The 17,313-nt window shown below is 72.4% G+C and carries 15 protein-coding genes and 2 pseudogenes; 7 read left to right on the top strand and 10 right to left on the bottom strand.

Features of this window, described 5'->3' with window-relative positions:
• Nucleotides 1-4: 4 nt before the first annotated feature.
• A complete protein-coding gene (locus IXW69_RS01475; protein ID WP_194784631.1) occupies nucleotides 5-1,000 on the bottom strand; it encodes an aldose epimerase family protein in 996 nt (331 codons plus the stop codon).
• Between the two features lie 271 nt (nucleotides 1,001-1,271).
• Between IXW69_RS01475 and tkt the strand changes: the two genes are divergently transcribed.
• From tkt to IXW69_RS01445, 6 genes and pseudogenes are all read left to right on the top strand, one after another.
• The gene (gene tkt / locus IXW69_RS01470; RefSeq protein WP_194784630.1) at nucleotides 1,272-3,365 is read left to right on the top strand and encodes a transketolase; all 2,094 of its coding nucleotides are present in this window, start codon (nucleotides 1,272-1,274) and stop codon (nucleotides 3,363-3,365) included.
• 267 nt (nucleotides 3,366-3,632) lie between these two features.
• Complete coding sequence (locus IXW69_RS01465; RefSeq protein ID WP_194784629.1) at nucleotides 3,633-4,694, top strand: siderophore ABC transporter substrate-binding protein; 1,062 nt, start codon at nucleotides 3,633-3,635, stop codon at nucleotides 4,692-4,694.
• A gap of 161 nt (nucleotides 4,695-4,855) precedes the next feature.
• Entirely contained in the window at nucleotides 4,856-5,755 is a 900-nt protein-coding gene (locus IXW69_RS01460; protein ID WP_323745110.1) for an ABC transporter permease, read from the top strand.
• On the top strand, nucleotides 5,752-6,846 hold the full coding sequence (locus tag IXW69_RS01455) for an iron chelate uptake ABC transporter family permease subunit (RefSeq protein ID WP_194784627.1): 1,095 nt from the start codon (nucleotides 5,752-5,754) through the stop codon (nucleotides 6,844-6,846). Before IXW69_RS01460 ends, IXW69_RS01455 begins: the two co-directional genes overlap by 4 nt.
• Nucleotides 6,843-7,598, top strand: coding sequence for an iron ABC transporter ATP-binding protein (locus IXW69_RS01450; RefSeq protein WP_194784626.1), 756 nt, complete (start codon nucleotides 6,843-6,845; stop codon nucleotides 7,596-7,598). The genes IXW69_RS01455 and IXW69_RS01450 overlap by 4 nt, the downstream gene beginning before the upstream one ends.
• A gap of 181 nt (nucleotides 7,599-7,779) precedes the next feature.
• Nucleotides 7,780-8,474, top strand: a pseudogene (locus tag IXW69_RS01445) (L-ribulose-5-phosphate 4-epimerase).
• 343 nt (nucleotides 8,475-8,817) lie between these two features.
• Here the strand turns inward: IXW69_RS01445 and IXW69_RS01440 are convergent.
• The 5 genes and pseudogenes from IXW69_RS01440 to IXW69_RS11445 all read right to left on the bottom strand — a co-directional run bounded on the left by IXW69_RS01440 (nucleotide 8,818) and on the right by IXW69_RS11445 (nucleotide 12,963).
• Complete coding sequence (locus IXW69_RS01440) at nucleotides 8,818-10,227, bottom strand: MFS transporter (RefSeq protein WP_194784790.1); 1,410 nt, start codon at nucleotides 10,225-10,227, stop codon at nucleotides 8,818-8,820.
• 101 nt (nucleotides 10,228-10,328) lie between these two features.
• Nucleotides 10,329-11,276, bottom strand: a complete 948-nt coding sequence (locus IXW69_RS01435; RefSeq protein ID WP_194784625.1) for a sugar kinase — start codon at nucleotides 11,274-11,276, stop codon at nucleotides 10,329-10,331.
• Nucleotides 11,277-11,467: 191 nt separating this feature from the next.
• Nucleotides 11,468-11,998, bottom strand: a pseudogene (locus IXW69_RS11455) (TIM barrel protein); the annotation flags it as partial.
• A gap of 36 nt (nucleotides 11,999-12,034) precedes the next feature.
• Nucleotides 12,035-12,349 (bottom strand): hypothetical protein, encoded by a 315-nt coding sequence (locus IXW69_RS11450; protein WP_228524501.1) that lies wholly within the window; start codon nucleotides 12,347-12,349, stop codon nucleotides 12,035-12,037.
• A complete protein-coding gene (locus IXW69_RS11445) occupies nucleotides 12,346-12,963 on the bottom strand; it encodes an orotidine 5'-phosphate decarboxylase / HUMPS family protein (RefSeq protein ID WP_228524598.1) in 618 nt (205 codons plus the stop codon). Before IXW69_RS11445 ends, IXW69_RS11450 begins: the two co-directional genes overlap by 4 nt.
• On the opposite strand from IXW69_RS11445, the gene IXW69_RS01415 reads away from it, so the two are divergent.
• Nucleotides 12,928-13,188 (top strand): sugar-binding domain-containing protein, encoded by a 261-nt coding sequence (locus tag IXW69_RS01415; RefSeq protein WP_194784624.1) that lies wholly within the window; start codon nucleotides 12,928-12,930, stop codon nucleotides 13,186-13,188. The genes IXW69_RS11445 and IXW69_RS01415 overlap by 36 nt on opposite strands.
• Nucleotides 13,189-13,209: 21 nt before the next feature.
• Here the strand turns inward: IXW69_RS01415 and IXW69_RS01410 are convergent, their stop codons facing one another.
• Genes IXW69_RS01410 through IXW69_RS01395 form a run of 4 tightly spaced genes read right to left on the bottom strand, consistent with a single transcriptional unit; the run spans nucleotide 13,210 to nucleotide 17,244 of the window.
• Nucleotides 13,210-14,241, bottom strand: a complete 1,032-nt coding sequence (locus tag IXW69_RS01410) for a siderophore-interacting protein (RefSeq protein WP_194784623.1) — start codon at nucleotides 14,239-14,241, stop codon at nucleotides 13,210-13,212.
• Nucleotides 14,238-15,119: an ABC transporter ATP-binding protein gene (locus IXW69_RS01405; RefSeq protein ID WP_194784622.1), complete on the bottom strand. Its 882-nt coding sequence runs from the start codon at nucleotides 15,117-15,119 to the stop codon at nucleotides 14,238-14,240. Before IXW69_RS01405 ends, IXW69_RS01410 begins: the two co-directional genes overlap by 4 nt.
• A complete protein-coding gene (locus IXW69_RS01400) occupies nucleotides 15,116-16,192 on the bottom strand; it encodes a FecCD family ABC transporter permease (protein ID WP_194784621.1) in 1,077 nt (358 codons plus the stop codon). Before IXW69_RS01400 ends, IXW69_RS01405 begins: the two co-directional genes overlap by 4 nt.
• Nucleotides 16,189-17,244, bottom strand: a complete 1,056-nt coding sequence (locus IXW69_RS01395) for a FecCD family ABC transporter permease (protein WP_315501192.1) — start codon at nucleotides 17,242-17,244, stop codon at nucleotides 16,189-16,191. Before IXW69_RS01395 ends, IXW69_RS01400 begins: the two co-directional genes overlap by 4 nt.
• Between the last annotated feature and the right edge of the window lie 69 nt (nucleotides 17,245-17,313).

The raw sequence follows: 17,313 nt of genomic DNA, 5'->3' as shown, positions 1-17,313 counted from the left end.
CGCGTCACCGCTCCTCGCGCAGCGAGTAGCTGAAGGAGTGGGACTCCCCCACCTCGAGGAGGACGAGGCCGTCCCCGGAGTTGAAGGCGTTCGGCGGGCAGGTCATCGGCTCGACGGCGACACCGCGACGGAAGAGGTGCTCACCCGTGTAGACCTGCACCCACGGCGCGTCCGCCGTCATGACGACCGTGCCGGGCTCACCGCCGGCGAGGCGGACCTCCCACAGGCCGTCGGGCAGGTCCGTGTAGGCGTTGTCGGTCGAGGTCTCCCCCACCGCACGGCCCTCGCGCCAGTCCCAGTCGGTGCCCTCGACCGGGCGCCGACCCGCAGGGGCCATGGTCGCCGGGTCCGCGTCGAGGACCGTCGCGGCCGGGACCGTGAGGACGCACTCGTCGAGCGGCACGGACCGCGTGAGGTAGGGGTGGGCCGAGACGCCGTAGGGAGCGGGCAGCGCCTCCCCCTCCGCCTCCGGGGCGCCCGGGACGTGCGGCGCCGCGACGGCGGCTCCGACGTTGGTCGCGGTGGTCGTGACGGTGAGGCCGGTGACGGTGTCGAGGGCGAAGCGGACCGAGACCTCGAGAGCCCAGGGGTAGCCGTAGGAGGCGGGAAGGCTCAGCTCCAGGGTGACGTCGCTCAGCGGCTCCCCCGCACCCTCGGGGACATCATCGGCTCCGCCGTCGGGGTCGTCCTCGCCCGCGGTGTCGCTGACGACCTGGAAGTCGGACCATCCGACGAGGCCGTGGAGGGCGGAGCCGGTCTCCGGCTCGTTGCAGGGGACGAGGTACTCCTCGCCCCCGTAGGTGTAGCGCGCGCCCGCGACGCGGTTGGGCCACGGCACGAGCGTCCGCCCCTGCCAGCCGCAGGGCAGGGTGGTCTCGGCGTCGAAGGGGATGACGAGGTCGCGTCCGGCACGACGCAGGTGGACGAGCGTGGCACCGGTGGTCGCGACACGCGCCTCGTAGTCGCCGGCGCGCAGGTCGATGAGCTCTCCGTTGATCATGTGGCCATGATCCTCGGCTGATGACCGGGTTCCAAGTCTCAGGGCCCCGTTCATCGACCGAGGGGCGCCAGCCAGGACGTGTGTCGCGAGACCAGTGGACGCCTCACCGGGCGATGACCCCGCACGCACGCCCGTCCACAGCATGCACATGTGTTCCCGACCGAGGTTGTTCGCCCTCGCGGGCCCGCGAGAGGATGCGGCCGTGCCCGCCGGCGCGGTCCGACGACGCCCGCCCCCCCCCAGAGAGCCTCAACCGAAGAAGGAGTCCTGCATGAGCAACGAGAGGTTCGAGCTGTCCGAGAAGGACCTCGAGGCGATCAAGATCTCCAAGGCGCTGGCCGCCGACGCCGTCGAGAAGGCGGGGTCCGGCCACCCCGGCACCCCGATCTCGCTGGCCGGCGTCGCCTACCTGCTGTACCAGTACGAGATGGCGAACGACCCCTCCGACGAGCTCTGGCTCGGTCGCGACCGCTTCGTCCTGTCCGCGGGGCACGCCTCCCTGCTGCAGTACGTCCAGCTGACCCTCGCCGGCTACGGCCTGGAGGTCTCCGACCTCGAGGAGCTGCGCCAGTGGGGCTCCCTCACCCCCGGCCACCCCGAGTTCCACCACACCAAGGGCGTCGAGACGACCACTGGCCCCCTGGGTGCGGGCGTCTCGAACGCCGTGGGCATGGCGATGGCGGCCCGCCGCGAGCACGGCATCCTCGACCCCGACACCCCTCTCGGCGAGTCGATCTTCGACCACTACGTCTACACGGTCCTCGGCGACGGCTGCCTCCAGGAGGGCGTGGCCTCCGAGGCCGCCTCCCTCGCCGGCACCCAGCAGCTCGGCAACCTCATCGCCATCTACGACGACAACGACATCTCGATCGAGGGCGACACCGACATCTCCTTCACCGAGGACCCGTCCGCCCGCTTCAGGGCCTACGGCTGGCAGGTGCTCGACGTCGACTGGAAGGCGGGAGGCGAGTACCACGAGGACTACGCCGCCCTCCACGCCGCCCTCGAGGCCGCCCGCGCCGAGACCAGCAGGCCCTCCCTCATCCGCCTCCGCACGATCATCGCCTGGCCCTCCCCCAACAAGCAGGGCTCGGAGTCCTCCCACGGCGCCAAGCTCGGCGGCGACGAGGTCGCGGGCCTCAAGAAGAACCTCGGCCTGGACCCCGAGAAGAGCTTCGACGTCCCCGAGGAGATCCTGACCTACACGCGCGAGCGCGCCGCCGAGCGCGCCCGCGTCGCCCGCGAGGCCTGGGACACCCGGTTCGAGGCGTGGAGGGCTGGCAACCCGACGGGTGCCGAGCTGCTCGACCGCGTGCGCGACGAGCGCCTCCCCGAGGGACTGGCGGACGCGCTGCCGACGTGGGAGCCCGGCGACTCCCTCGCCACCCGCGCCGCCTCCGGCAAGGTCCTCGACGCGCTCGCGCCGGTGCTCCCCGAGCTGTGGGGAGGCTCCGCGGACCTCGCGAGCTCGAACAACACCTCGATGACGGGTGAGCCGAGCTTCCTGCCGGAGTCCCTCGCCCAGAAGGACGGGGACGGCCCCTTCGGCCGAACCATCCACTTCGGCATCCGCGAGCACGCCATGGGCGGGATCCTCAACGGGATCAGCCTCAACTCCATCACCCGCGCCTACGGCGGCACGTTCCTCGTGTTCGCGGACTACATGCGGCCCGCCGTGCGCCTCGCCGCGATCATGGAGGCGCCGTCGACCTTCGTGTGGACGCACGACTCGATCGGCGTCGGTGAGGACGGCCCCACCCACCAGCCGATCGAGCACCTGGCCTCGCTGCGCGCGATCCCGGGGCTCGACGTCGTCCGCCCCGGCGACGCGAACGAGACGGCCGCCGCCTGGCACGAGATCCTCAAGCGCCACCACACGCCCGCCGGCCTCATCCTGTCGCGCCAGAACCTCACGGTGAACGCCACGGCCGAGCAGGCCGCGGAGGGCGTCGCGAAGGGCGCCTACGTCCTGGCCGAGGCCGCCGACTCGGCCGGCGCCGAGGTCGCACCCGAGCTCGTGCTCATCGCGACGGGGTCCGAGGTCGACGTGGCCGTCAAGGCCCGCGAGATCCTCCAGGGCCAGGGCACGCCGACGCGCGTCGTCTCCGCCCCGTGCCTCGAGTGGTTCGCCGAGCAGGACGCCGCCTACCGCGAGGCGGTCCTCCCCCGCGACGTCGTCAAGGTCTCGGTCGAGGCCGGGATCGCCATGTGCTGGCACCAGTACGTTGGCGACACCGGTGCGAGCGTCTCCATCGAACACTTCGGCGCCTCCGCACCGGGGGCCCGGCTCTTCGAGGAGTACGGCTTCACCGGCGAGCACGTCGCGGAGGTCGCCTCGCAGACCCTCGCCGCCGCGCGCGCCTGAGCCGGCCGGGTCCGTCGGCGAGCCCGGCAGGGCTCCGGCACGGACAGGCACGTCAGTCGGACGGCCCCGTCCTCCCGCGCCGGGAGGACGGGGCCGTCCGCCGTCCCGACGCGGTCAGAACGGTTGGGACACGGTTTGCATAGAATAACGCCACTCCGCTACGTTCATACTCGCTGAGGTTACCCTTACCTAACCCGACATCGGGTCGTACGGGCCCCGGCCCGCGTCCCCGCGGTACCACCTGTCCCCGGAACACCAAGGCTCACGATGTCCCGCACGATCCCCGCGATGCTCTCGCTCGCCCTCACCGCCTCCCTCGCCCTCACCGCCTGCTCCGCCGGCTCCGGCACGAGCACCGACGCCGTCGGCCCCGCCGCCACCACCGCCAGCGCCACGCTGGCCGCCGGCACCGTCACGATCGAGGCCAACAACGGCACCGTCGAGGTCACGACCCCTGTCAAGGCGGCCGCCGCCCTCGACAACCGCTCCTTCGAGGTCCTCGCCCGGTGGGGCGTTCCCCTCGTCGCCGTCCCCAAGGGACTCATGCCCTCCACGGTCACCGCCTACGACGGCGACGACGTCGTCGACGTCGGCACCCACCGCGAGCCCGACCTCGAGGCCCTCGTCGCCGCTCAGCCCGACCTCGTCATCTCCGGCCAGCGGTTCAGCCAGTACGACGAGGACATCGCCGCCCTCACCGAGGGCACCCCGCTCGTCGACCTCGAGCCGCGCGACGGCGAGCCCCTCGACGCCGAGCTCGAGCGCCACACGACGGCCCTCGGCGAGATCTTCGGCAAGCAGGACGAGGCCGCTGCGCTCATCGCCGACTTCACCAAGGCCCTCGACCGCGCCAAGGCCGCCTACGACGGCTCCTCCACCGTCATGGCCGTCAACGTCTCAGGCGGCGAGATCGGCTACGTCGCCCCGACCGTCGGCCGCACCTACGGCCCGGTCTTCGACCTCCTCGGGCTCAAGCCCGCGCTCGAGGTCGAAGGAGCCTCCTCGAACCACGAGGGTGACGACGTCTCCGTCGAGGCCATCGCCGAGTCCGACCCGGACTGGATCCTCGTCCTGGACCGCGACGGCGCCATCGCCGCCGACGAGGAGGGGTACACGCCCGCCAAGGACGTCCTCGAGTCCAACGCGGCCCTGAGCGACGTCACCGCCCTGAGCAAGGGGCAGGTCGTCTACGCACCAGCGGACACGTACACCAACGAGTCGATCATCACCTACACGGAGATCCTGGGCGACATCGCCGACGCCTTCGAGGCGGCCTCCGGCAGCTTCACCGACGCACCCGCCACGGCGACGGCGTCCGAGAAGGCCTGAGCGGCGTGCCCGCCCCGAGCTCTCCGCCCTCGGGCGACGCCCCCGCCGCGCCCGCGGCGGGGGCGTGCCCCGCTCCGTCCCAGCCTCCGGCCCCGTCCCGCCGGTCCCGGGGCCGGCTCCTCACGCCATCCCTGGCAGCCGGGACGATCGCCGTCCTCGCGTTGCTGGGGGCGAGCCTCGCGACCGGCGAGTACTCGATCCTGTCCCACGGGGACGGCGCCCGCATGTTCCTCGCCGTGCGCGTCCCGCGCACCGTCGCCCTCGTGCTGGCCGGCGCCGCGATGGCCATGTGCGGGCTCGTCATGCAGCTCATCACTCAGAACCGCTTCGTCGAGCCGACGACGACAGGCACGACCGAGTGGGCAGGCCTGGGGCTCCTCAGCGTCATGATCGTCGCGCCGGGTACGAGCGTGCTCGGTCGGATGGCCGTCGCCGTCGTCTTCGCCTTCGTCGGCACGATGGTCTTCTTCACCCTGCTGCGCCGCGTCTCACTGCGCTCCTCGCTGCTCGTGCCGCTCATCGGCATCATGCTCGGCGCGGTGGTGAGCGCCGTGTCCACCTTCCTGGCCCTCGAGACGGACACGCTGCAGTCGCTCGGCACGTGGTTCCAGGGCTCCTTCACGAGCGTGTACCGGGGCCAGTACGAGGTGCTGTGGATCGTCCTCGCCGTCGTCGCGGGGGTCTTCGCCATGGCCGACCGGCTGACGGTGGCCGGGCTGGGGCAGGACGTGGCGACGAGCGTCGGGGTCGACTACGAGCGCGTCGTCCTCACAGCGACGGCGCTCGTCGCCGTCGCCACCGGAGTCGTCACCGTCGTCGTCGGCTCCCTGCCCTTCCTCGGGCTCATCGTGCCGAACCTGGTCTCGATGCTGCGCGGCGACGACCTGCGCTCCAACCTGCCGTGGGTGTGCCTGGCCGGGATCGTGCTCGTCACCGCCTGCGACCTGCTGGCCCGCACGGTGATCTCACCCTTCGAGGTGCCCGTCTCCGTGGTCCTCGGGATCGTCGGGGCCGCGGTCTTCGTGACGCTCATCCTGCGTCGCACCGGGAGGTCCTCATGAGCACGACGACGGCGACCTCCTCCGCGGCCGCGTCCCGCCGCACGACGCCCCCGGGGCCGGCCTCCGGCCCCCGGTCGGCCCCGGCCCGCGAGCGCCGCTCCGGCGCCTTCCCGACGGCCCGCGCACGACGCCGCTGGTGGCTCGTCTACCTCGCCGTCACGGCGGCGGCCCTGCTCTGCGCGGCGGGTCTGCTGGCCTGGGACAACCCGATGGTGCCGGGCACGCGCGGCTTCTGGCTCATCGCCCGGCGCCGCGCGGACTCCGTCGTCGCCATGGCGGTCGTGGCGGTCTGCCAGGCGATGGCGACCATCGCCTTCCAGACGGTGACGGCGAACCGCCTGCTCACGCCGTCGATCATGGGGTTCGAGTCTCTCTACCGGGCGATCCACACGACGACGGTCTACCTCCTGGGGGTCACGGGGCTGACTGCGGCCCGGACGCTCACGACCTTCGTCGGGCAGGTCCTCGCGATGGTCGGCCTCTCGCTCGTGCTGTACTCCTGGCTGCTCACGAGCCGGCGGGCGAGCGTCCACGCGATGCTCCTCATCGGCGTCGTCATCGGCACGGGACTGGGCAGCGTGTCGACCTTCATGCAGCGCCTGCTCACGCCCAGCGAGTTCGACGTGCTCACCGCGCGCCTGTTCGGCTCGGTCAACAACGCGGACCCGGGGTACTACCCGGTGGCCCTGCCCCTCGTCGTCGGAGCGACGCTGCTGCTCGCCCTGGCCTCCCGTCGCCTCAACGTCCTGACGCTCGGCCGCGACGCGGCCACCGGCCTCGGCGTGGACCACCGACGCTGGTCCGTGGCGGTCCTCGTCCTCGTCTCGGTCCTCATGGCGGTCTCGACGGCGCTCGTGGGACCGATGACCTTCCTCGGCTTCCTCGTCGCGACCCTCACCTACCAGGCCAGCGACACCTACGACCACCGCTACCTCTTCCCCATGTCCGTCAGCCTCGCGCTGCTCGTCCTCACGGGGTCGTACCTCCTCATGAAGCACGTCCTCGGCGCCCAGGGCGTCGTCTCCATCATCATCGAGCTCGTCGGCGGCGTGACCTTCCTCGTCGCCGTCCTGCGGAAGGGGCGCCTGTGATCACCCTCGAGAACGTCACCAAGGTCTACAGCCCCGAGGTCGTCATCGGTCCGGTCGACCTGGAGGTCCCGACCGGCGGCATCACCGCCTTCATCGGACCGAACGGGGCCGGTAAGTCGACGCTCCTCACGATGATCGGGCGTCTGCTCGACATCGACGAGGGCGTCATCGAGGTCGCCGGGATGGACGTCGCGCGCACGCGCTCGAAGGACCTCGCGCGGGTGCTGTCCGTGCTGCGTCAGGAGAACCACTTCATCACGCGGCTCACCGTGCGCCAGCTGGTCGGCTTCGGGCGCTTCCCGTACACGGGCGGGAGGCTCACGCGCGAGGACGAGGAGGTCGTGTCGCGCTACATCGACTTCCTGGGCCTGACCGAGCTCGAGGGGCGCTACCTGGACGAGCTCTCCGGCGGGCAGCGGCAGCGCGCCTACGTCGCGATGGTGCTGTGCCAGGAGACGGACTACGTCCTGCTGGACGAGCCGCTCAACAACCTCGACGTCGCCCACTCGGTGGAGATGATGGGGCACCTCGAGCGGGCTGCGGCGGAGCTCGGACGGACCATCCTCATCGTCGTGCACGACGTCAACGTGGCGGCGCGGTACGCGGACCGGATCTGCGCGGTCAAGGACGGTCGGGTGGCGCGCTTCGGGACCTGCGAGGAGATCATGCGCACGGAGGTGCTCTCGGAGATCTTCGGGACACGGATCGAGGTCATCGAAGGGCCGAGCGGGCCCTTGGCCTGCTACTGGTGACGGAGGGAGCGCCCCCGCACGGCGCGGCCGTCACGCACGTTCGTGCGTCTTACGGGCTGAAGCGGCCCCGTGGACTCGCGAGAATTCTGGTGACACCCACAGGCGGCCCGCACGGCCGCACCGATCACGAAGGAGTCATCACCCGAGTGAGAAGATCGTCCTTGCCGAGCTCGACGAGGCCATGCAGGCCGCTGTCCAGGACACCCGCGAGCGCGTCGCCACCCTTCATGGCGAGCTCATCCGCTGGAACCTCGTCGTGTGGACCGCCGGCAACGTCTCCGAGCGCGTCGTCGTGGACCGCGGCAGCGGCCCCGAGAAGACCGACCTGTTCATCATCAAGCCCTCCGGCGTCTCCTACGACGAGCTGAGCGCGGACAACATGGTCGTGTGCACCCTCGACGGCGAGAAGATCGAGGACGGCACCCCGGCCTCCCTCACCCCGTCCTCGGACACGGCCGCCCACGCCTACGTCTACCGCCACCGCGAGGACGTCGGAGGCGTCGTCCACACGCACTCCACCTACGCCACCGCCTGGGCCGCGCGTCGCGAGCCCATCCCCTGCGCCCTCACCATGATGGGCGACGAGCTCGGCGGCGAGATCCCGGTCGGCCCCTTCGCCCTCATCGACGACGACTCCATCGGTCGCGGCATCGTCGAGACGCTCAAGGACTCCGAGTCCCCGCCGTCCTCATGGCGAACCACGGCCCCTTCACCATCGGCAAGGACGCCCGCAACGCCGTCAAGGCGGCCGCGATGTGCGAGGAGGTCGCCCGCACCGTCCACCTCGCCAAGCAGGGCGGCGACATCCACCTCATCCCGCAGGAGCTCGTCGACTCGCTTAACGACCGCTACCAGAACGTCTACGGCCAGCACTGAGCCGCGTCTGGCAGCGGCCGCACGGCCCGCACGGCGCCCCCGGAGCACGAGCTCCGGGGGCGTCGTCGTCCGTGGTCGCCTCCCGTCACGCGTGGCGAGCCCCACCGACGCTCACACCGCCTGCGCTCCCTCGCACCCACCGCGCCGGTTCGCACCCTTTGCGCGCACAGGTCACGGACCAATGCCGCGCACAGGGTGCGAGGCCGAGCGAAGGAGGCGAGAGTGAACGGAGGCGACTCGCACTCACCATCCGGGTACGCGCACGTCGGCCCCGGCGTCTGGCAACGCCGGGGCCGACCCGTTGAGGCTGGACCGTGCACCGTGGAACCGACGCCGGCCGGGCTCAGATGCTCTCGAGGGACTCGCCTTTGCTCTCGTGGGCGAAGAGGTAGGTGATACCGCCCAGGAGGAGCAGCACGGCGAAGATGACGAAGGGGAGGAAGACGACCTCCGCGCTCAGCTCCCCGCTGCCGACGAGGGCGCCGACGAAGTAGGGGCCGACGATCTTGGCGATGGCGCCGATGCCGTAGCCGAGGCCGAGGCCGGTGGAGCGCGCCTCCGTCGGGAACTGCTCGCCGCCGAAGGCGTTGAGGATCCCGAAGGCGCCGTCTCCGAAGGCCATGACGATGATGATGCCGAGGAAGAAGACGTAGCCGGCGTGGTGGACCTGAGAGAGGTCGGAGCCCGAGCTCACCATCCGCGTCGAGAAGGCGGCGATGAGGGCGCCCACAGAGCCGATGAGGCCGAAGCTGAACATCGTCCGACGGCGACCGATGTGGTCGGACAGCCAGGCGGAGCCGAGACGGCCGAGGAGGTCCGCCAGGGAGACGAGCATGAACAGCGTCGCCACGTGACCGGCGTCGAACTTGAAGGACTGGCCGAGGAGGGTCTGGCCCCAGGACTGGACGGTGAAGGAGCCGAGGATGAAGCAGAAGGAGCCGAGCGCGACGACGACGAGCGACTTCGGGTACCGGCGGAAGATCACCGAGTAGGAGGCGGAGGTCTCCTCGGGGACTGCCGGGAGGGCGGCGACCTGCTCCGCGGGGATCTCCATGGCCCACGCGTAGGCGCGGCGGGCCTCGTCCTCGCGTCCGGAGGTCTGGAGGAAGCGCGGGGACTCCGGGACGACGCGGGCCCACAGCAGCAGGAGGATCGGGACGCAGCCCAGTCCCACGAGCCCGCGCCAGCCGAGCGGCCCGGCGAGGTACTTCGTGGCGAGCGACCCGAGGAAGATGCCGGCGGGGATGAAGACGCTGGTGAGACCGGACAGCAGGCCGCGCTGCTTGGCGGGGACGAACTCCTGGACGTAGGGCACCGAGGTGATGTTGAGGCCGCCGACGCCGAAGCCGACGCCGGTGCGCAGGATCGCCAGGAGCAGCCAGCCGTTGGTCGGGGTGAAGGCCGAGGCCGCGGTGAAGACCACAAGGACGGTGATGCACCACACGAAGGCGTGCTTGCGTCCGAACATGTCGGCCAGGCGACCCCACGTGATCGAGCCGAGGACGGTCCCGAGGCCCGCGCCGGCGAGGATGACGCCGGAGTGGAAGCCGGTGAGGTGCCAGGCGGGGTCGGAGATCAGTAGGTTGACGATGAAGCCGATGAGGAACATGTCGAAGAACTCCGACACGTTGCCCAGAATCGCCATCGTGATGAGGGACTTCTGGTGCCCGGTGAGGCGGTGGTTGTCGATCTGCTGCGCGGCCGTGCGGCCTGCTGGCGCGCCCGTGGGCGCCGTGGTGGTGGAGGTGCTCATCATGGAACCATTCTCGATAAAGGGTGAGGTGCCCGTGGCCGGGTGGTGCGCCCGGCCACGGGTTGCCGCCGGCGGCGGTGCGGGGCTGGTGCCCCGGGTGGTCAGCGGACGATGTCCGAGGACATGGACATCTCGAGCTCGGCGGGCCGGACGTGGGTGAGGTCGCCGTGGTGGGTGAGGGCGAACTGGGCGACCTTGGCGCCCATCTGGATGCCCTTGTCGACGTCACCGTCGAGCCAGCCGTGGAGGGTGCCCGCGACGAAAGAGTCGCCGGCGCCCGGGCGGTCGATGACCGGCACGGAGCGGATCTCGTAGGTCTTGTCCCCCTCGGCCGTGGACAGGTAGGTGCCGTTGCGGCCGTCGGTGGAGACGACCGTCGGGACCCCCATCTCCTCGCGCAGGGCGTGGCAGGCGTCCACGCCCTCGCCGTCGATCCCGAAGACGATGCGGGCGTCGGAGCGCGAGCAGAAGAGGATCGAGGCCTTGCGGGCGATCGGATCGAGGACCTCACGGGCCTTCTCGCCGCTCCACAGCAGGGAGCGGAAGTTGACGTCGAGGGCGACGTCGACGCCGCGCTCGGCGGCGGCGTCGACGAAGTAGCGCACGACCCGGGCGGTGTTGTCGGTGAGCGCGGCGGTGATGCCGGTGAGGAAGACGACGCGGGTGTCCAGGAGGGCGTCCCAGTCGAACTCCTCGGGGACGATGTCGCGGAAGGGGGTGTACTCGCGGTCGTAGGTGACCTTGCCGGGCAGCGGGAACTCGCCCGGCTCGAAGAAGTAGAGCGCGACGCGCCCGTGGTCCGACATGACCACGTGGCTCATGTCGACGCCGACGGCGGAGTACTCGAGGGCGATCTTGTCCGCCAGCTCGCGCTTGGGGAGCTTCGTGGCCCAGGCGGTGGAGCGGCCGAGCTCGGAGAGGAGGCCGGAGACGTTCGCCTCCGAGCCGGCAGCGGTGGCACGGAAGGAGCGGGCGGTCTGGAGGCGCTCACCACGCTCGCAGGTGAAGCGGATCTGCCCCTCGCCGATGGTCGTGAGGTCGTACGTCATTGTTCGAGTCCTTCTTCTGGCGGCCCGGAGCCGTCTCCCGGTCGGGATCGGGCCCGGCCGGGGATGAGTGTGCAGGGTTGAGGTGAAGGGAGGAGGCCCGTGGCCGGGCGCCGGGGCGCCCGGCCACGGTGCTGCGAGGAGTAGCGCGCCCGCGACCCAGGGCGTGGCGCGGGCTCCTCGCTGACGAGGGCTTACGGTGCGATAATGGGAACGCCGGCCGCCGTAGCCCGCTCCTCGATGAAGCGCCTGGCGCGGACGCAGCGCTCGACCGAGTCCGGAGCGTCATCGTTCCACATCTCGATCATGAGCCGTCCGGTCCAGTGCTGGTCGTGGAGCAGCTCGAAGGAGTGGTCCCGGTCGACGATGCCGGTGCCCATGTCGACCCGACGGGGCTCGCCCCGTCGAACGTCCTTGGCGTGCATCGCGACCATGTGGCCCCGCCCGGCTGCGAGCTCGACGTCGGGGTCCATGCCCTGCTCGGCGATGTTGCCGAGGTCCGGGTAGACCTGCAGGTACGGGGAGTCGACCGCGTCGACGAACTCCATCGCCTTGCGGATCGAGGTGACGTCATTGCTGTCGACGTTCTCGATGCCCATGACGACGCCGAGGCGTGCCGCGAGCGGCACGGCGTCCGCCAGGAGCTCGCCGTACCACCGCTCGGCGTCCGGGGTGGGCTCCTCGTAGTACGCGTAGTAGCCGGCGAGCTGGATGACCGGGGCGCCGAGGTCGTGGCAGACCTACAGCCCTCGCGCCATCACCTAGCGGGCGTGGGCGCGGACCTCGGGGTCGGCCGACCCGGGACCGATCTTGCGGTGGATCGAGAGGCACACGCCGCCGATGTCGGTTCCGACGTCCGACGCGGCCTCGCTGACGGTGCGGCAGGCGACCGCGTCCCACTCGAGACGGGCCTCCCGCTCGAGCGTCTCGTCGATGGAGATGTCCAGGTAGGAGAAGCCGGCGCTCGGCACCTGCTCGAGGAAGGTCCGCCAGTCGTCGCCGTCGGAGAGGGCGTTGCCGACGAGGGCCTTCTCGTAGATGCCGAGGGTGATCCCGTCGGCGAGCGGGTCGCTCATGACCAGACCTCGTGGATCGTGTCCCGCAGCTCCTTGGCGGAGGCGGCGGGGTCATACGCCCCGACGATCGCCCGGCCCGAGATGACGATCCCGACCTTGCGACCGGCGAAGGCCGGCAGGTCCTTCGGGCTGACGCCACCGGTGATGGTGACGGTGAAGCCCATGTCTGCGAGCTCGACCTGGACCTCGCCGCCCAGCTCCTCGGCGACCTTGCAGACCTGCTGGATGGTCGTCAGGGAGGCCCCGGCGACGCAGGAGACGAGGTCGGCGATCTCGGTGACGGAGTACTGGTTGCCCCAGGACTGGCGCCACTCGAGGTAGACCTGCTGCTGGTAGAAGCCGGTGGCCTGGATGACCTGGAGGTTCGGGACGCGGTCGACGACCCGCTTGAGCTTCTCGACGCCGCGGCCTGAGGAGGCCGGGCACATGTCGACGATGGTGCCGCCGGAGGCGAAGCGCTTGGACGCCTCGGCGAAGTAGGTCGCCTCCTCGACGTCCTTGTCCTCGTCGATGAGGAGGTGGTCGGGGTCGATGCAGACCTCGCCCCGCTCCTGCGGCGCTGGAGGACGCCCGCCGTCATGGACGAGTGCCGTGAGCGCGGCGTCGTCGCCCACGTGTGCGGGCACCACCTCGACGCAGAGGGCCGCCACGTCCACACGGACCTGTGCGACCGGACGGTGTGCCTCGAGCCCGAGCGCCTCGCCGGGATCCCGCTCGTCATCGGCGTCGCGGCGGGCCCGGAGAAGGTCGTCCCGATCCGCGCGACGCTCGCTGGCGGTTACGTCTCGGCTCTCGTCACGGACGAGCCGACGGCGCGCGCCCTCCTCCAGGCAGCCTGAGGAGGAACGTCTGCACGCGGCTCAGACGACCTCGGCGCGCCCGCGGCGCCAGTAGCCCATGAAGGCGACCCGCTCGCGCGGCACCCCAAGGTCGCGCACGAGGGCGCGGCGGACCGCGACGACGTCACCGGCCTCCCCCGCCACCCAGAAGTAGGGCGGGCGCTCGATGGACAGGGTCCCGAGCCCTTCCGGCGTCGGCCCGTGGGACGTGCCGTTGGCGACGCCCGTGAGCGCGGCGGTCGCGCTCGCGTCCGTACCGGCAGCGCCGTGGGCGAGCAGCCACGGCGTCTCCCAGAGCGTCTCGGCGTCGATGTCGACCTCGGGCAGCACCTGGCGGGCGGGGCGCACGGGCCCGCAGCGCAGTTCACGGGCGCGGGACCACCGCAGCCAGGTGGTGGCGCAGACGTCGACGGCGCGGTCGACGAGCGCGGTGCCGGGCACCCAGTCCGTGCGGACGCCGAGCTCGGCGCGGTCGGCCTCGCTGGGAACCGTGACGACGGCGCGCACGCGGCGTGGACCACCGGCCTCGGAGGCGGCGATCGCCCGGGCGGCCGGCAGGGCCGTCGCGTCGGCAATGAGCACCACGTCACGGGCGCTGCCCGGCCGGTACTCGAGGCCGACGGGGTGGGCGTCCTCGCCCGTCGCACCCGGCTCAGGCGCTCCGGGACCGACGAGGACGAGCTCGTCCCCGACGGGCTCGGAACGGGCCCAGTCGACTCCGGGACCGGCGTGGTCGGTGAGAAGGACGTCGACGTCGACGGCCGCCAGCGCACCGGCGTCGTCGTGGTGGACGGCGGCGACCGTGTAGGTGCGCAGCACCCCGCGCGTGGCGGCGGGCATCTCGCGCCATGCGCGGTACCAGTGGGCCGGGAGGACGCCGGAGCCCAGCGGCTCGCTCGCGCCGATCTCGAGCTTGACACGGGTGTCGCGCAGGCCGGCCGGCCCGCCGTCGTGGAGGAGGGCGAGGTCGGCTCCCTCGAGGCGCAGGCGCATGAAGGACGGGGTGGTGCGCTCAGCCCCGGCGACGCGCAGCCGCGCGGCGACAAGGCTCACTGGCCCTCACCTGCGTCGGTGGCGGCGTCGGCTCGCTCCCGGGAACGGAGGGGGCGCACGGGGACGACGAGGGGGCTGCCGGTCACGGGGTCGGGGACGACGCGCGCCTCGAGGTCGAAGACCTCGGCGACGGCGGCCTCGTCGAAAACGTCGGCGGGCGCCCCGGCGCGCAGGACGCGCCCGTCGCGCAGGAGCACGAGGTGGTCGGCGTAGCGGGCTGCCAGGGCGAGCTCGTGGAGGACCACGACGATCGTCGTGCCGCGGCGCTCGTTGAGCTCGCGCAGGAGGTCGAGGACCTCGATCTGGTGGGTGAGGTCGAGGAAGGTGGTGGGCTCGTCGAGGAGGAGGACGCCCGTGCGCTGGGCGAGAACCATGGCGATCCAGACGCGCTGGCGCTGGCCGCCGGACAGGGAGTCGACGTCCCGGTCCGCGAGCTCGGTGGTGCGCGTGTCCGCCAGGGCTTGCGCGACGGCGTCCTCGTCCTCCTCGGACCAGCCACGGAAGAGGCCGCGGTGCGGGTAGCGGCCGCGGGAGACCAGCTCGCGCACGCTCAGCCCGGGCGGGGCGTCGGGGCCCTGGGGCAGGAGCCCGAGCTCACGGGCGACGGCGCGGGTGGAGCGGGAGCGCAGGTCCTCGCCGTCGAGGAGGACGACGCCGTCGCGCGGCGGGAGGAGGCGGCTCATGGCGCGCAGGAGGGTGGACTTGCCGCAGCCGTTGGGCCCGGCGAGGACGGTGATGGCTCCGTCGGGCGGGGTGAGGTCGACGCCATGGACGATCTCGGGGCCGTCGTAGGCGAGGTGAAGGTCGCGCGCCTGGAGCCGTCCGTCCTGCGAGTCGGAGCGCGAGGTGCTCGGGGAGGAGGTGCGGCTGGTGCTCATGCGGCGGCTCCGGATCCGCTGCGGCGCAGCAGCACCCACAGCAGGAAGGGGGCGCCGGCGGCGCCCGTGACGATGCCGACCGGGTAGGGCCCGAGCGGGAGGAGCTGGGCGACGCCGTCGGCGAGGAGGGTGAGGGCGGCCCCGGTGGCGCCGGCGGCGACGAGGCTGGGGCGGCCGCGAAGGAGGAGACGGGACAGGGGGCCGGAGACGAAGGCGATGAAGGCGATGGGGCCGGCAGCCGCTGTCGCCAGCGCGGCGAGGCCGACGGCGAGGGCGATGAGGACCGCGGAGTCTCGCTGAGGGGAGGCGCCGAGGGCCCCGGCGACGTCGGCGTCGATCTCGAGGACCTCGAGGCTGCGACGTCGGGCCGCCGTGAGCGGGAGGAGCACGGCGAGGCCGACCGCGAGCCAAGCCGCTCGCTCCCAGCTAGCCGGGGACAGGGACCCGGAGAGCCAGGACAGGGCGTCGGAGGCCTGCACCGAGGAGACGGTGGAAGCCAGCATCGCGATGAGGGCGTTGGCGGCGCTGGCCAGCGCCACGCCGATGAGGATGAATCGCTGCCCGGCCCGCCCGGCGCCACCGGAGAGCAGGAGGATGACGGCGACGATCGCGACGGCGCCGACGAGGGCGGCCGCGGAGACCCGCCAGCCGGTCCATCCGAGGACGAGCATCGCGACCATCGCGGCGAGCGACGCGCCCGAGGAGATGCCGAGGACGTCGGGGCTGGCGAGGGGGTTGCGCATGAGCCTCTGGACGAGGGCGCCGGAGACGCCGAAGGCGAGGCCGGCGAGGGCCCCGACGACGAGGCGCGGGGCGCGGAAGGTCAGGAGGATGAGGCGCGAGCCGCGAGAGGCGCCGGTGAGCCCCTCCCAGACCTGCGTCGCGTCCAGGCGCGGGGCGACGGCGGTGAGCTGGACGAGGACGGCGACGAGGGCGGCCGCCACGAGCAGGAGGGTGATGACGACGAGGCGGCCGCGACCCAGGGAGGCGGGGTCGGTGGGGCGACGCCGGGTGGATCGAGGGACGAGCGTGGCGCCGGCGCTCCGGGAGGTGCCGGTGGTCGGAGCGCTCACAGCCGTACCAGTCCCTTGACGCGGACGAGGACGATGAGGACGGGCACGCCGAGCAGGGCGACGAGGACGCCGGCGGGCAGCTCGGCCGGCGGGGCCACGACGCGACCGACGACGTCGGCGACGACGACGAGAAGTCCCCCGCCGAGCGCTCCGGCGGTGACGGTCCAGGCGTGGGAGGGTCCGCCGAGGAGGCGCATGAGGTGGGGCGCCATGATGCCGACGAAGCCGATCGGCCCGGCGAGGGCCGTGGCGCCTGCGCACAGGACGACGGCGCCGAGGGAGGCGACGGCGCGACCGCGCACGACGGGGACGCCGAGGCCCGTGGCGACGTCCTCCCCCATGGCGAGGGCGTCGAGCACCCGGGCCTGGGAGAGCACGAGGAGGAGCCCGACCGCCATGACGACGACCGCGGGCACGATGAGGTCCCAGGTTCGCCCGGAGACGATGCCGGTCTGCCAGCGGCGGGTGGACTCCAGGTCGTTGACCTTGACGAGGCTGACGGCGTTGGCGACGGCGGACAGGCCCGCGGCGGTGGCTGCGCCGGCCAGGACGAGGGTGAGGGGGCTCGCGCCGGTGGGGCTGAGCGAGGCGACGGTCCACACGAAGACGAAGGCGACGGCAGCGCCCAGGAGCGCGGAGACGAGGTAGGCGGTCGGGGTGACGAGCCCGAGGAGGCCCGTGGCGAGGACGACGACGGTGGTGGCCCCGGCGTTGACGCCGAGGAGGCCCGGGTCGGCGAGGGGGTTGCGGGTGATGCCCTGCATGGCGGCGCCCGAGGCGGCCAGGGCGGCCCCGGCCGCGAGCGCCACGACGGTGCGCGTGAGGCGGGCGTCGAGGACGGCAGCGACCGTCGGTCCGAGGCTCGCGCCGTCGCCGCGCGCCCAGGTGAGGACCTCGCCGAGCGGGACGTGGCGGGCGCCGAGGGCGAGGGAGGCGACGACAGCGAGCCCGAGGAGGACCGCGAGCACGGCGAGGACGACCCCGCGGGACGCGAGGCGCCCCGCTGCGGCTCCGGCTCCCGCCGGGGCTCGACGGACTGAGTGCACGGGCACGCGCCCGTGTCGCGCACGGGCGTCGGCCCGCGCCCCGGGTCGGGGCGCGGGCCGCGTCGTCGCTGCCGT

The sequence above is a fragment of the Actinomyces haliotis genome, assembly GCF_015355765.1.
In the GTDB taxonomy this organism is placed as follows: Bacteria; Actinomycetota; Actinomycetes; order Actinomycetales; family Actinomycetaceae; genus Actinomyces; species Actinomyces haliotis.
Note: the sequence above shows the minus strand (reverse complement) of the source record. Positions and strands in the feature narration are given on the sequence as shown.